The sequence below is a fragment of the Pseudomonas sp. GV085 genome, assembly GCF_003050925.1.
Taxonomy (GTDB): Bacteria; Pseudomonadota; Gammaproteobacteria; order Pseudomonadales; family Pseudomonadaceae; genus Aquipseudomonas.
Window position 1 is genome coordinate 330571 of record NZ_QAOV01000006.1, and the last position, 14246, is coordinate 344816.

Annotated in this window: 12 protein-coding genes; 1 reads left to right on the forward strand and 11 read right to left on the reverse strand. The window is 61.7% G+C overall.

From position 1 onward, the window contains the following. Window positions 1-12: 12 nt before the first annotated feature. Window positions 13-1266 (reverse strand): multidrug efflux RND transporter periplasmic adaptor subunit MexE, encoded by a 1254-nt coding sequence (gene mexE / locus C8K63_RS15695; protein ID WP_108217538.1) that lies wholly within the window; start codon window positions 1264-1266, stop codon window positions 13-15. Between the two features lie 376 nt (window positions 1267-1642). Here mexE and C8K63_RS15700 point away from each other — a divergent pair, with 376 nt between their 5' ends. Continuing rightward, window positions 1643-2650, forward strand: a complete 1008-nt coding sequence (locus tag C8K63_RS15700; RefSeq protein ID WP_108217539.1) for an Ldh family oxidoreductase — start codon at window positions 1643-1645, stop codon at window positions 2648-2650. 125 nt (window positions 2651-2775) lie between these two features. Here C8K63_RS15700 and C8K63_RS15705 read toward each other — a convergent pair whose 3' ends face one another. The 10 genes from C8K63_RS15705 to C8K63_RS15750 all read right to left on the reverse strand — a co-directional run bounded on the left by C8K63_RS15705 (window position 2776) and on the right by C8K63_RS15750 (window position 14243). Continuing rightward, on the reverse strand, window positions 2776-4356 hold the full coding sequence (locus C8K63_RS15705; protein ID WP_108217540.1) for an aldehyde dehydrogenase (NADP(+)): 1581 nt from the start codon (window positions 4354-4356) through the stop codon (window positions 2776-2778). 153 nt (window positions 4357-4509) lie between these two features. Next, window positions 4510-5904 (reverse strand): fosfomycin efflux MFS transporter AbaF, encoded by a 1395-nt coding sequence (gene abaF, locus C8K63_RS15710; protein WP_108217541.1) that lies wholly within the window; start codon window positions 5902-5904, stop codon window positions 4510-4512. 74 nt (window positions 5905-5978) lie between these two features. Continuing rightward, window positions 5979-6896: a dihydrodipicolinate synthase family protein gene (locus tag C8K63_RS15715; protein WP_007997732.1), complete on the reverse strand. Its 918-nt coding sequence runs from the start codon at window positions 6894-6896 to the stop codon at window positions 5979-5981. Window positions 6897-7022: 126 nt separating this feature from the next. Further along, window positions 7023-8051: a proline racemase family protein gene (locus C8K63_RS15720; protein ID WP_108217542.1), complete on the reverse strand. Its 1029-nt coding sequence runs from the start codon at window positions 8049-8051 to the stop codon at window positions 7023-7025. A 115-nt stretch (window positions 8052-8166) separates the two neighbouring features. Continuing rightward, window positions 8167-8889 carry an amino acid ABC transporter ATP-binding protein gene (locus C8K63_RS15725; protein ID WP_108217543.1) on the reverse strand — a complete coding sequence of 241 codons (723 nt, stop codon included), beginning with the start codon at window positions 8887-8889 and terminating at the stop codon, window positions 8167-8169. Further along, window positions 8882-9532 (reverse strand): amino acid ABC transporter permease, encoded by a 651-nt coding sequence (locus C8K63_RS15730; RefSeq protein WP_095966737.1) that lies wholly within the window; start codon window positions 9530-9532, stop codon window positions 8882-8884. The genes C8K63_RS15725 and C8K63_RS15730 overlap by 8 nt, the downstream gene beginning before the upstream one ends. Window positions 9533-9542: 10 nt before the next feature. Continuing rightward, complete coding sequence (locus tag C8K63_RS15735; RefSeq protein WP_108217544.1) at window positions 9543-10208, reverse strand: amino acid ABC transporter permease; 666 nt, start codon at window positions 10206-10208, stop codon at window positions 9543-9545. Beyond that, entirely contained in the window at window positions 10201-11979 is a 1779-nt protein-coding gene (locus tag C8K63_RS15740) for an aconitase X (protein ID WP_108217588.1), read from the reverse strand. The genes C8K63_RS15735 and C8K63_RS15740 overlap by 8 nt, the downstream gene beginning before the upstream one ends. A 10-nt stretch (window positions 11980-11989) precedes the next feature. Further along, the gene (locus C8K63_RS15745) at window positions 11990-12808 is read right to left on the reverse strand and encodes a transporter substrate-binding domain-containing protein (protein ID WP_108217545.1); all 819 of its coding nucleotides are present in this window, start codon (window positions 12806-12808) and stop codon (window positions 11990-11992) included. A 685-nt stretch (window positions 12809-13493) separates the two neighbouring features. Next, window positions 13494-14243, reverse strand: coding sequence for an AraC family transcriptional regulator (locus C8K63_RS15750; protein WP_108217546.1), 750 nt, complete (start codon window positions 14241-14243; stop codon window positions 13494-13496). Between the last annotated feature and the right edge of the window lie 3 nt (window positions 14244-14246).

A 14246-nucleotide genomic window follows, 5' to 3' on the forward strand; every position in this document is an offset into this window, starting at 1 on the left:
CGTAAAAATCCCTTAACCGCGTGGGGTCGTGGCAGCCAGTTTCACAGCCGTGCCCGGCGCAACCCTGGCAGGCGCAACTTGGGGCAGGTTGCTGGCTTCCAGCGCTTGACGTTGTTGTGCGAGTGCCGCGAGGGTTTGTTCGCTGGCCATCGGAATCACTTCAGGGGTGACCGGTGAACCAGGGCGTACCCGCTGCAGGCCCTTGACGATGATGGTGTCGTCCTTGTTCAGGCCGTTGCGCACGATGCGCAGACCTTCGATCTTCGGACCCAGTTCCACCGCGCGGTAGGCGGTTTTGTTATCGCCATCCAGCACGATCACGAACTTCTTGCCCAGGTCGGTGCCGACCGCTTCGTCGTTGATCAGCATGGCGCTGTAGGTGCCGCTGCCCACCAGTTTCAGGCGTGCATACAGGCCCGGGGTGTAGCTGCCATCGCTGTTGTCGAACACGGCGCGACCACGGATGGTGCCGGTTTTCGGGTTGACCTGGTTGTCGACGAAGTTCATTACGCCCTGGTGCGGGTTGCCGTCCTCGTTGGACAGGCCCATGTAAACCGGGGTGGTAGCGCCGCGCTTGCCCTGGCGAGCGAGCTCGGTGTACTTGAGGAACACACGCTCATCTGCGTCGAAGTAGGCGTACACCTTGTCGGTGGAAACCACGCTGGTCAGCGGGGTGGTGTCGGCCGTCACCAGGTTGCCGGCGGTGATTTCGGCACGGCTGACGCGGCCGCTGATCGGTGCGGTGACGCGGGTGAAGCTCAGGTTCAGCTTGGCCAGGTCCAGTTGCGCTTGCAGGGCACCGACGGCGGCACGTGCTTCCTGGGCGGCGCTGGTACGCGAATCGGCCAGCTCGGCGGAAATGGCGTTGCTGGTGCGCAGACGCTCACCGCGCTGGGCTTCGTTTTCGCTGCGGGTCGCATTGGCGCGCGATTGTGCAACCAGGGCTTCGAGGCGGCGGACCTCAGCCTGGAACGGACGCGGGTCAATCTGGAACAGCAGGTCGCCTTTCTTGACCAGGGCACCTTCAGTGAAGGCCACTTCATCGATCTGGCCTGAGACCCGTGGACGAATCTCGACGGTTTCCGGTGCTTCGAGGCGCCCGGTGAATTCGTCCCACTCGTTGACCGGTTGTTCCAGCACCTTGGCCACGCTGACCTTGGCCGCTGGCATGCTGGCGGCGGTCTCCGGGGCCTTGCCGCAAGCGCTGATCACCACTACGGCCAACAAAGCCAACGGGAAGCGCAAATGTTTGAATGACTGTTCCATGGATGCATCCGCCAATGTGTTGAGATTGGCGAATGATGCGCGGCGGGTTTGTATCTCACGAATCGAATGGGGCGAAGGTAACTATCATTCGGAATGATATGAGACCCCAAGTTAGCTCTCTAGCCTGCACCTTACGCAGAGGTCTATCAATCAGGTCGATGGCAATTCTTTGTTGCCGAAAAAGCATCAATCAGTCTTGAAACAGAGGTGTGGCCTTCGCGAGCAGGCTCGCTCCCACACTGGATCTCATTAGCCATTGGTTTAACGGGGTCCAACTGCCTGCGCTGTGCCAATTTCGTCACCGCCAATGCCCAAACCCATCAAGTCATAACGCCTCGGATAGACCACTCTGACCGGTCTGTCCAAGGAGATGACCATGATCCGACTGACCCTGATCGAAGCCCGTGAGTTGGCCGAATCGATCTTGTTGCACAACGGTTTTAATCTGGCCCATGCACAAGCGGTGGCGGCGACGGTGGTTGTTGGCGAACGTGATGGCTGTGCCTCCCACGGTTTGTACCGGATTCTGGGGTGTGTGAATTCCCTGCGGGCCGGCAAGGTGTCAGCCGATGCCGAGCCACAGGTGATCGACCAGGCGCCGTCGATCGTGCGGGTGGATGCTGGCGGTGGGTTTTCACAGTTGGCGTTTCAGGCGGGGTTGCCGTTGCTGGCGCAGAAAGCCCAGGCCAACGGCATTGCCGCGTTGGCAATCAACCGCTGTGTACATTTCTCGGCGCTGTGGGTGGAGATCGAGCAATTGACTGCCGCCGGTCTGGTGGCACTGGCGTGTAATCCGAGCCACGCCTGGGTGGCGCCGGCTGGAGGACGACTGCCGGTGTTCGGCACTAATCCCATTGCCTTCGGTTGGCCGCGTGCGGGGCAAGATCCGTTTGTGTTCGACTTCGCCACCAGCGCGATTGCCCGTGGTGATATCGAACTGCACCGGCGTGCCGGCAAGGCGATTCCCGAAGGTTGGGGCGTCGACGCCCAAGGCCAGCCGAGCACCAACGCCAACGTGGTGCTCGACAGCGGCGCGATGCTGACGTTCGGCGGGCACAAGGGTTCGGCGCTGGCGGCGATGGTGGAGTTGATTGCCGGGCCGCTGATTGGTGACCTGACCAGTGCCGAGTCGTTGGCTTACGACGCAGGCAGCAAGTCGTCGCCGTACCATGGCGAGTTGATCATCGCCCTGGACCCTCGGCGCTTTCTGGGGGACGCCACTGAAGAACATCTGGCCCGGGCTGAAACGTTGTTCCAGGGCATTGAAGGGCAGGGCGCACGCTTACCGTCGCAACGACGTTACGCGGCGCGGGTACGCAGCCTGGTGGAAGGCGTGCAAATTCCCGAGGCGCTATACAACGACCTGAAAGCACTGCTGGCTTGAATGGAGTGGGTGCGCCCACTCCTGTGGGAGCGAGCCTGCTCGCGATGAGGGCATCAGATTCAACATTTTCGTCGACTGACACACCGCTATCGCGAGCAGGCTCGCTCCCACAGGAGGTCGTGTTGTTAAACCGGCTCGCGTTGGCTGCTGCCATCCACCAGCCGTGCAATGCCCAGTGGATTGGCGTTTTTCAAGGCGTCGGGTAGCAAGGCGTCCGGGCAGTTCTGGTAGCACACCGGCCGCAGGAATCGCTCGATGGCCAGGCTGCCAACCGACGTGCCACGGGCGTCGGAGGTTGCAGGGTAAGGCCCGCCATGGACCATGGCATCGCAGACTTCGACCCCGGTGGGGTAACCGTTGAACAGTACCCGGCCGACTTTTTGTTCCAGCAGTATCAGCAGGTCCGCATGGGTCTGAAGATCCGATGCTTCGCCAATCAATGTCGCAGTCAGTTGCCCGTGCAAGCTGTTCAAGGCCTGGCGCAGCTCAACCTTGTCCGCTACTTCAACGACAATGGTGGTCGGCCCGAACACTTCTTCCTGAAGCAGCGGATCGCCATTGAGCAGCAGGCTGACGTCGGCCTTGAACAGTTGCGGCCGCGCCTGATTGCCCTGCTGGTCGTGGCCCGCCAGGTGTGTCACGCCCGGATGCTCGAGCAAGGCCCGCACCCCTTTTTCATAGCTGCCGAGGGTGCCAACATTGAGCATGGTTTGCACCGGTTGTTCGGCCATCAGGTTGCTTAGTCGCGCAGTGAACGCCGTCCATTCAGGGGCGCGAATACCAATGACCAACCCCGGGTTGGTGCAGAACTGCCCGCAACCCTGGACCACCGATGCCATCAGTTCACCGGCGATTTTCTCGCCGCGCACACGCAAGGCTTCGGGCAATACCAACACTGGATTGATGCTGCTCATCTCGGCGAACACCGGGATGGGTTGTTGCCGTGCGGCGGCCATGTCGCAAAGGGCACGGCCACCTTTGAGCGAGCCGGTGAAACCGACGGCCTGAATCGCCGGGTGCTTGACCAGCGCTTCACCGACACCAGCGCCGTAGATCATGTTGAACACACCCTTGGGCATGTCGGTCTGCTCGGCGGCGCGCAGGATCGCATTGGCCACGCATTCGGCGGTTGCCATGTGCCCGCTGTGGGCCTTGAACACCACCGGGCAACCGGCGGCCAGGGCCGCTGCGGTATCGCCGCCAGCAGTCGAAAAGGCCAACGGAAAATTGCTGGCGCCGAACACTGCCACCGGGCCGACGCCGATCCGGTACTGGCGCAGGTCAACCCGTGGCAGCGGCAGACGCTCCGGCAGGGCACGGTCGATGCGCGCGCCGTAGAAGTCGCCCCGACGCAGGACCTGAGCGAATAGACGCATCTGGCCGCTGGTGCGGCCGCGCTCGCCCTGAATCCTGGCGCTGGGCAGGGCGGTCTCACGGGTCACCAGGGCAATGAACTGGTCATCCAGGGCATCCAGTTGCGCGGCGATGGCTTCAAGGAATTGCGCCCGGCGCGTCGCCGGCAAATTACGGAAGGCTGGATAGGCGGCCGCAGCGGCCTGGGCGGCCGCGTCGACTTCTTGCGCGGTGGCTTGCAGGAAGGAGTAGGGCAGTGCTTCGCCGGTGCTGGCGTCATGGCTGTTCAGGATGATGCCGCCGACGGCGCTGCGCGCTCCGCCGATGTAGTTGTGGCCAAGGATTTCAAACATCAAAAAAGCTCCTTTCGAAAAATGGGGCAGCAACACAAAACCTCTGTGGGAGCGAGCTTGCTCGCGAAAAACGCAAGGACAACGCTTCCATTCAGACAACACGCGTTATCGTTGACGTCCATCGCGAGCAAGCTCGCTCCCACAGGAATTTACTCAGGCCAGAGAATCGGCCCGACGTGGGCTAGTCGGGGCTGGGTCCAGCGCAGCAACCCGCGCCGCCGACTCGGCATCCACCTGGCGCAATGACTTGCCACGGGTCTCGCGGGTCAGGCCGACAGCCACCACGGAAATCAGCGCGGCGCCCACCAGATACCAGGCGATCGGAGTCGAGCTGTGGTACTTGTTGAGCAAGGTGATGGCGATCAGCGGCGCCAGGGAGCCGGCGAAGATCGGCGCCACCTGGTAGCACAGGGACAGAGCGGTGTAGCGTACGTGGGTCGGGAACAGTTCAGCCATCAGCGCCGAGTAAGGTGCATAAGTCATCGACTCGATGGCCAGGCCCAGGGTGATCGCGGCCATGATCAGCCAGTTGTTGCCGGTGTCCATCATCGGGAAACCGATGAAACCCCAGAACGCTGTGAGCACCGCGCCGGTCAGGTACACCGGCTTGCGCCCGACGATGTCCGACAGATAGCCCATCAGCGGGATCAGGAAAAAGTGCACCAGGTGTGCGCCGAACATCAGCAGCAGAATTTGCGAAGTGTCCTTGTGCACCACCAGTTTCAGATAGGTAATCGAGAACGTCACCACGGTGTAGTAGAGGATGTTCTCGGCAAAGCGTGCACCGATTCCCACCAGCACCGAACGCCAGTGATGACGCAGCACCTCCACCACACCGAGTTGTTGCTGTTTGGTCTGTGCCTGGCGGGCCTGGGCTTCCTTGAAGATCGGCGCGTCATCGACGCTGGTGCGAATCCAGTAACCGATCAACACGACTACCGCCGAGAACCAGAACGCCACGCGCCAGCCCCAGGCAAGGAACTGTTGCTCTGACAGGTTCGACGACAACAGCAGCAGGGCGACCGTGGCCACCAGGTTGCCGGCCGGCACCCCGGCTTGCGGCCAACTGGCCCAGAAGCCCCGACGATTGTCCGGGCAGTGTTCGGACACCAGCAGAATCGCGCCGCCCCATTCGCCGCCGAAAGCGAAGCCCTGGATCAACCGCAACAGCACCAGTAGCACCGGCGCGGCGTAACCGATCTGGTCGAAGCCAGGCAGGCAACCCATCAGGAAGGTGGTGATGCCGACCACTACCAGGCTCAGTTGCAGCAGGCGTTTGCGGCCGAATTTGTCACCGTAGTGACCGAATACCAAACCGCCCAACGGCCGGGCGAGAAAGCCCACCGCGTACAAGGCGAAGGCGGCGATGATGCCGTCGACGGGGCTGTCGGTCTGGCGGAAGAACAGCTGACCGAAGACCAGCGCCGAGGCGGTACCGTAGAGAAAGAATTCATACCATTCGGCGACGGTGCCAGCCATGGCGGCGGCCACTACGCGTTTGAGTCCCGAGGGTGTGGTTGCGCTTTGCGTGTATTGAGGATTCGACATGCTGACGTACCTTGTTAAGGCGCAAAAAAAACGGGCAGCCGGGTCGGGCCGGTAAAGGCCCGCCCGGCAATCACTCAGAGACCGACGTCCGGCAGTTCCGGGCGGTTGGCCAACGCCTTGGCCATGATCTGCTCGACGAATACGCGGTCGGCTTCCGGCAGGGCCAGGCGTGGCGGACGGGTCAAGGCGCTGCCGCGACCGGCGATGGCTTCACACAGCTTGATGCACTGCACCAGGTCGGCACGGGCATCGAGGTGCAGGATCGGCATCAGCCATTCGTAGATCGGCATGGCTTCGGCGAAACGACCGGCCTTGGCCAGGCGGAAGATGGTTTCGCCTTCTTTCGGGAACACGTTGGACATGCCCGAGACCCAACCTTCGGCACCCACGGCGATGCTTTCCAGCACCACGTCGTCGAGGCCGGCGAACAGCACGAAACGGTCACCGACTTCGTTGCGCACGTCGATGAAGCGGCGGGTGTCGCCGGAAGAATCCTTGAAGCACACCACGTTGTCGCAGTCGGCCAGGGAAATCAGGATGTCCGGGGTGACGTCGTTCTTATAGATAGGCGGGTTGTTGTAGACCATCAGCGGCACGTCGGCGTTTTTCGCCACGTAGCGGTAATGCTCGGCGGTCTCGAACGGTTTGGAACCGTAGACCAGCGCCGGCATCAGCATCACGCCATCGACGCCGACCCGACGTACGGCATTGGCAACCTTGGCCGCTTGTATGCTGGTGAACTCGGCCACGCCACAAATCACCGGTACGCGACCACGGGCGGCATCGACAGCGACCTCAGTCACGGCGATTTTCTCTTCGGCAGTCAGCGAGGTGTTTTCACCCACCGAGCCGCAGACCACCAGGCCAGACACGCCGTCGCGGATCACGTTGGAAATCACCTGATGGGTTTTTTCCAGGTTGATGGAAAAGTCATCGTTGAATTGAGTGGTCACCGCTGGGAATACGCCACTCCAGTTAATGCGCTTGCTCATTGTTGCCTCCGATTCGTTAATTGTATTTCGTATACGATATTAAAAATGACAATGCTCGGCTAGTGCTTTTTTTGGTTTTCAGGGGTTTTTACTGGCCGTTGGTCTGGGGGTTCAGGGATTGCGTGATCAGGCGCCGGGCCAAGTGTCGGACAGGCGATAGCCTTGTGGCCACGGATCGCTTGGGTCGAGCAGCAATTGGTGGGTGCCGGTGATCCACGCCCGGCCGGAAATGCACGGGTAAATCGCGGCGCGGCCGGCGACTTCGGTCAGCGAATCAATGCGGCAGTGGAACTCGGAACCGATAATCGAACGGCCGACAAAGCGCTCGCCAACCCGCATCAAGCCTTTGGCCTGCAACACCGCCATGCGCGCCGAGCAACCCGTGCCGGTGGGGGAGCGGTCGATCTTGCCCGGTTGAATCACCACCGCATTGGCGCCGGTGGCGATGCCGTTCTCATGGACGATGGGCGCGGCGATCTGGCAGAAGGAAATGTGCGACCACTCGGGATTCAGCGGATGCACGAAGCCCAGTTGTTCGTTGGCCGCTCGAGTGATTTTCAGCCCGACCGCCACCAGATCGGCCGCTTCATCCGGGCGGATGGAGAAACCCAGGCCTTTGGCATCGGCAATCACAAAACTGTCGCCACCATAAGCGGTGTCGACCTTCAGCGAGCCGATGCCTTCGACTTCAATCCACGCATCCAGTCGATCAGCGAAGGACGGCACGTTTTTCACTTCCACCCGTTGCACCTTGCCATCCCGGCAGTCGGCCACGGCTTCGATCAGGCCGCCGGGCGCTTCCAGCACCAGGCGGGTTTGCGGCTCGGTCATGGGCAGGATGCCGCTGTCGAGCAATACGGTGGCGACGCACAACGAGTTGGAGCCGGACATCGGCGGGGTGTCCGCCGGTTCCATGATGATCCAGGCCATCTGCGCCCGTGGGTCCTTGGCCGGGACCAACAGGTTGACGTGGCGGAACACGCCGCCGCGGGGTTCGTTGAGGACGAAGTTGCGCAGGGTTTCGTCCCGGGCGATCCAGCGCGACTGTTCCCACACGGTGGCGCCGGGCGGCGGGGCGACACCGCCGACGATCACGTCGCCGACTTCGCCTTCGGCGTGGCAGCTGACTACATGAATGACTTTTGATGAACGCATGGTTTGATCCTTGTTTTGTCTGTGCGGGCCTCATCGCGAGCAGGCTCGCTCCTACACTCTTCGATATGCACCGCTAACCCTGTAGGAGTGAGCCTGCTCGCGATTGGGCCGTTAGTTATTTCACCGATTTGAGAAACGCCGCTGTTTCCGCACGCATCGGATTGCCAATCACCTGATCCGGCGAACCAATCTCATGCACCAGGCCATTGCGGAAGAACGCCACACGGTCGGACACGTCCCGGGCAAAGCGGATTTCGTGGGTCACCAAGACCATGGTCATGCCGTCTTCGGCGAGCATGCGCATGGTGTCCAGCACTTCACCGACCAACTGCGGGTCGAGGGCCGAGGTGGCTTCGTCAAACAGCATGTAGTCCGGTGACATGGCCAGGGCGCGGGCGATGGCCATGCGTTGTTGCTGTCCACCGGACAGCTTGCCAGGGAAAGTCTTGAGCTTGTCGCCCAGACCGACGTGGGTCAGTTGCTTCACCGCTAGCTCTTGCGCTTCCGCCTTGCTTTTGCCCAGCACTTTGCGCGGCGCGAGCATGACGTTTTCCAGCACCGTCAGGTGCGGGAAGGCATTCCATTGCTGGAACACAATGCCGATTTTCTGCCGCAGGCGATTGAGGTCGGTGGCGCTGTGATGGACCTCGACGCCGTCAACGCGGATGTTGCCTTTCTGGATCGGTTCCAGGCCGTTGATGCACATCAGCAAGGTCGATTTGCCGGAGCCGGAGCCGCCGATGATCGACACCACTTCGCCCTTGTTCACCGTCAGGTTGACGCCCTTGACCACTTCGAGGTTGCCGAAGGATTTATGTACGTTGTCGATCTCAATCATTTTCTTGCCACCTTCTTTCCAGACGAGCGCCCAGGCGTGCGACCACCAGGCTCATGACGTAGTAGATAAGGCCCGCGATGCACAGCACCAGCAAGGGTTCCTGGATGCGGGTGACGATGGTTTGCGAGGCGCGCAGCAGTTCGACGATGCCGATCCACATCACCAGCGCGGTGTCTTTCATTACACCGAGCACCAGGTTCAGCCAGCCGGGGAACGCGACTCGGGTGGCCATGGGCAGGACGATCCAGCGCAAGTCCTGCAAGAAGCTCAGCCCCAACGAACGGCTGGCCCGGCGCACGGTAAACGGCACCGCCAGCACGCCGGCACGCACGATCTCGGTGAAGTACGCCGCCGCGTAAACCCCCAACACAATGCAGCCGACGCTAAAGGCGCTGATGTTCAAACCGATAATGCTTTTGAGCGAGTTGAACAGCACGAACTGGATCAGCAACGGCACGCTGCGAAACACGTCCAGCACCCAGGCCAACGGCAGGCTGGCCCGTGGCAACAACGCCCGCAGCAGGCCGAACAACAACCCGGCCAGGGAGCCGAGAATGATCGACCAGAACGTCAGTTGCATCGTGACCCACGCACCGTTGAGCAGGAACATCAGGTCATTGGAGGAAAAATCGGTGGAAAACATGGACAGCTCCTCAGTAACGGAACAACCGCCAGGCCATCAGCCGGGCTGCCGCGACGATCGCCTTGGCAATCAAGTAATACAGCACCGCTGCGATGGCGAAATACTCGAAGGTGCGGAAGGTTTTGACGTTGTATTCCTGGGTCACACCGGTCAGGTCATTGTTTAGCCCGACTATCACCCCCAGCGACGTCATCAACACCGCCCAGACCATCTGATTGGTCAGCGGGTAGAACACGATCCGCAGCAGTTGCGGGACGATGATCATGCGGTAGGCCTGGAAGGCACTCATGCCGAGGGAACGCGCCGCACGCACCTGCGTGTCAGGCACGGCCTTGAGGCCGCCGCGAAAGTTCTCCGCCAGATACCCGGCATTGTTGAAGGTGATCCCGGCCAGCAGGGCGAACCAGGAACTGACGTGCAGGTTCAGCGAGCCGAGGCCGAAGTAGAGGATGTAGATCTGGAACAGCGACGGGGTGTTGCGGGCAATCGATACCCAACCGTTGCTGAACCCGCGCAGTAATGGGTGTTTGGCCTCGCGCATCACCGTCAGGGCCAGGGCGATCAGCACGCCGAAGATCATCGACAGCGCGGCGGTTTCGAAGGTGACGATGGCACCGGCAAGCATGTCCGGCAGGGCGCGCAGGGCGGAGCGCCATTGGAAGCTGTAGTCAAACATGTGCAGGGCTCTCCGGTAGGGCAACAGGTTGTAACCAGGCCGGCAAACGTCCGCTGGCCGTTGCGGTGCAGGCCGCGTCGACGCATTCGGCAAGGCTGGCGAAGTGCACCTTGCGGCCGACCAGGCCCGGTGCGTAGTGGGCGTATTTGCCCGAGTTGGTCATCAGGGTTTCAGCCGTCAGGGGGATTACCGGTTCGCCGAGCATGCACCAACAGGTGTCGGTGACCAGGGTCGCGCCAAACGCTTGGATCACGGCGATGTGCCCGGCCTCGCGGGCCTGCTCCAACACGGCACGGCCGCAGGTGATGGCAAGCACCACATCCGGGTGTCTTTGTCGTCCCCGGCACAGTCGCGCCAGGTGAGCGAACTCGCTGAGGGAAAAGTGCGGGTTACCCAGCGACACCACATCCACCCGGTTATCGCGAGCACTGTTGAGTTCGCGCCAACTCGACAGCAGGTCCTCCAGGCGGATTTTTTCCACGGCAATGCAAGTGTCCGCATCCAGCACCTGCGCCGGGTCAATGGCCTCCGGGGTGACCCCGGCGATGTGGAACAGTGGCGCCGCAGAGGTGGTGGCGAAGGCCGCGCCAAAGGCTTTGAGGTCGTCCAGGCTCGGCTTGCGTTTTTCCAGTCCCAGCACCAGCGGCACGCGACTGCCGGCCAGGGCACCAATGTGGTAACCCAGCAGCGGGTAGAAGGCATCGTCCAGTTCACCGAGGGCAGGCAATTCGATCTGCAGCCGGGCCTTGCGTTGCGCGTCCAGGTGGCAGCCGATCAGCGGGGCGCGACCGGTGAGGGCGATGCAGATGTCCAGGTAATCCGGGTATTTCAGGGTGCGTGCACCGAGCACGCTGTTGGCGTAGACCACTGCGTTGGATTCCGCCCAGACGATTTGCTCGCCAGCCTTCGGTGCAGTGTCGAGCAGGTACGGCGCGCAGGTGAAGCTGAGCTGTGCGCCCATCGCCATATAGGCATCGCCCAAGGCACTGGCCGGTTCACCCAGTGCCGGGTCGATACCCAGTTCGCGCCATCGGCGCTGGTCGACGGAAATTGAATTGAGGGTGGTGGGCACTCGCACTTTTGCTCCCCATTGCACCAGTTGCCGAGCAAAGCGCAGGCTCGCAGGTCCCGTGTAAATGCAGCCGTCGATGTGTGCTTGAGTGACATCCACCAAGTGGTCGGCACCCTGCAGTTCGGCCATACGCAGGACGATCTGCATAGCCATTTGCGCGGCCTTGCCATGCCGGCCATCGAGCAGCGCCCGATCGTGCTCGGTGAGCCTGATCGAGGCGGTGCTGTCAGTGTCTGGTAATGGGCTGTCGAGCGCCTGCCAGGCGTCGCCCGGCAGGTGATCGAACAGGCTCAGCGTTGTATTTTCGACCCGGGCGAAGGCCTGGCCGCGCAAGGCGGCGAAGGCCTCCGGACCGATGCACAGCACCGGCAGGGAACGGGCAAAAATGGTCTGCGCCACCAGCACGCCCAAGGTCAGGATCTCGTCGGCTTCGGCCAGCACCAATGCCGCCGGTGCATGGCCGTTGCTGATCAGTTCCATCAACACACTGCTGCCGGTGCACGAGCCGCGACCACTGGGAATCGCCAGCACGCGGCCGGCCAGGTGTTGGCCGCTGAGCGGGTGATGGCGGTCGATGACTTCACCCGTGCAGGGATCGACTCCGCCCCAGAAACTCAAGCCGACATCGGCGAACAGCAGGGCGCCTTGCGCGGCACCCGCCACCAGGCTGCGCCCGGTCAGAGAAATTGGCCCAGGCATGCCGGACATATCAGTAGTAGACCTGAGGCACGGTCAGGTTGGTCGGCGGGATCTCGGTGCCGACCCATTTAACGAACAGCTCCTTGTAGCGACCGGTGCGTACCTGTTGGTTGACGAACAGGTTGAGGTAGTTGAGCAGTCCGAACTCGCTGCGCTTGGCACCCAGGGACACGTAGTCGATGACGTACGGGGCGTTACCGGCGACTTTCAGGTTTTTGTATTTGCCCGACTTGAGGGTGGCGGCGGCCACGGTGTTGGTGACCACGGTGGCATCGATGTGGCCTTGGGCGACGGCTAGCAGGGTATCGCTCTGCGACTGGTAGGCCCGGAAACTGCCCGCGCCCCAGTTCTTCACGTCTTTCTCCAGGGCGATGGCCTCATAGGTGCCGCTGGTGTTGCCCACCGCTTTGCCCTTGAGGTCGTCGAAGCCGTTGATTCCGGTGTCGTCGCGGGTCAGCACCACCATCTGGAAGGCAAAGTAGGGCACGGTGAGGCCAACGGTCTTGGCGCGTTCGAGGGTGTCGGAGGTGGACGCGACGATCACGTCAGCCCGCCCGGAGACCAGTGCCGGAATACGATCCGGGAACGGCGTTTCCACCACTTCGGCCTCGACCCCTAGGATCTTCGCCAGGTCGCGGCAATAGTCCACATCGAAGCCGGCCGGCGAGTTGCTGGCATCGCGAAAGCCCATGGGCGGGAAGTCCAGGGTCACGGCGCAGCGCAGCTTGCCCGAACCTATGATGTCGTCAAGCTTGTCGGCCTGGGCAGTGGCGATGAAGGAGGTACTGAGGACAGCGCTGAGGGCTACGGCAAATGCGGGGTTTTTCATAGAGGCCTCGTTGATGTGAAGTGCTGTTGGATATCGTATTGAGGATTTCGTATACGATATTAACAATAGCAATCAACGTGCCTATTTCCAGTCCGAGGGGTGAATTAGTTGTCAGGCCTTGGCGTAGAGGTTTTGTAGCGGAGCAACCGGAGGTACGGTGACGCCAAGGTATCGGGGGCAGGTGTTACATATGGGAGCAATGGTTGCGCAGGCGCCCCTTTAAGGAACACTGGTCAATGCTGTGTGCGGCCTTGAACCAACGATGTCAGAACGATCACTGAAGATCAAAAGATCGCAGGTTTCGCCAGCTCCTACACCGACCGCGTACAGCTGCTATTAACGGACATACGCCAATTCCTGCGGAAGAAACACGACGATGATCGCGATCAGGCCGGCCGGTAGGCCGCCTCGGGTGCTGTTGCGGTGTACGCCCCCTCGAGAGGCCGAGAGGAGGTTCTGCGTAGTGGGCAACCCGGCATGGATGCCGGGTTAGCCGCCCCCGGCCATGGATGGCCGATGGCGGCGGGCCCACGGAGCAGGACCGGAGCGAGGGCATGCCGAGCCTAAGCGAGGCACCGAACGTCAGGGGCAAAAGCCCTTGGTTACTTGGGGCTCTTCCAAGTGACCCGCTGTAAAAGCGGAACCGTAAGTGGCCGTTACCGCAGCAACGGATATGCCCCCAAACCTAACGCTGATTATCGCGATACTGACTCGGCGACAAACTGGTCAGCGCCCGAAACTGCCGGCTGAAGGCGCTGTGGTCAGTGTAACCACAGCGCAAGGCAATCTCGGTGATCGGCAACTCGGTGTGCAGTAACAACCGCGAACCTTCTTCCAGGCGCGCCTTGTGAATCATTTGCCGTGGGGTGAGCTGGAACACCCGTTTGCAGTGCCGCTCCAATTGCGCCACGGAATAGCCAGCGATGGTGGTCAGTTCGGCGAGGCTGATGGAGCGGGCGAAGTGGCGGCGGATATGGGCATCCACGGCGGCAAGTTTCTGGAACGCCGGATGGTTCGACTGCGGCGATTGCAGGTCGCGGGAGATACCGGCCAGGCCCACGATTCGACCCTGGTCATCCTTCAAGGCGAGTTTGTGGGTCAGGCACCAGACCGGCTGATTGCCATAATACAAATGCAGCTCCAGCTGATCGGCCAGTTCGCGACCGCTGGACAGCACTCGCCGATCCTGCTCGGTGTACAGCGGACCGAAGCGTTCCGGGAAGACCATTTCGGCGGTGCGCCCCAGCAGCTCGTCCCTGTGTCTGAAACCACAACGCCGGGCCAGGGTCTGGTTGACGAAGGCGTAGCGGGCCTCGCAGTCCTTGATGAAAAACACCACGTCCGACAGGGTATCGAGCAACGGCGCGATGGGCTGAAGGCTGTTCAGCAGCGTCGGCAGATCGCAAGGTTCAAAGGTGGTGAGCGAGGGATACATGGC

Coding starts and splice junctions, on each gene's coding strand:
- mexE (WP_108217538.1), bottom strand. CDS start 1,266: ATGGAACAGTCATTCAAACATTTGCGCTTCCCGTTGGCTTTGTTGGCC.
- C8K63_RS15700 (WP_108217539.1), top strand. CDS start 1,643: ATGATCCGACTGACCCTGATCGAAGCCCGTGAGTTGGCCGAATCGATC.
- C8K63_RS15705 (WP_108217540.1), bottom strand. CDS start 4,356: ATGTTTGAAATCCTTGGCCACAACTACATCGGCGGAGCGCGCAGCGCC.
- abaF (WP_108217541.1), bottom strand. CDS start 5,904: ATGTCGAATCCTCAATACACGCAAAGCGCAACCACACCCTCGGGACTC.
- C8K63_RS15715 (WP_007997732.1), bottom strand. CDS start 6,896: ATGAGCAAGCGCATTAACTGGAGTGGCGTATTCCCAGCGGTGACCACT.
- C8K63_RS15720 (WP_108217542.1), bottom strand. CDS start 8,051: ATGCGTTCATCAAAAGTCATTCATGTAGTCAGCTGCCACGCCGAAGGC.
- C8K63_RS15725 (WP_108217543.1), bottom strand. CDS start 8,889: ATGATTGAGATCGACAACGTACATAAATCCTTCGGCAACCTCGAAGTG.
- C8K63_RS15730 (WP_095966737.1), bottom strand. CDS start 9,532: ATGTTTTCCACCGATTTTTCCTCCAATGACCTGATGTTCCTGCTCAAC.
- C8K63_RS15735 (WP_108217544.1), bottom strand. CDS start 10,208: ATGTTTGACTACAGCTTCCAATGGCGCTCCGCCCTGCGCGCCCTGCCG.
- C8K63_RS15740 (WP_108217588.1), bottom strand. CDS start 11,979: ATGCCTGGGCCAATTTCTCTGACCGGGCGCAGCCTGGTGGCGGGTGCC.
- C8K63_RS15745 (WP_108217545.1), bottom strand. CDS start 12,808: ATGAAAAACCCCGCATTTGCCGTAGCCCTCAGCGCTGTCCTCAGTACC.
- C8K63_RS15750 (WP_108217546.1), bottom strand. CDS start 14,243: ATGTATCCCTCGCTCACCACCTTTGAACCTTGCGATCTGCCGACGCTG.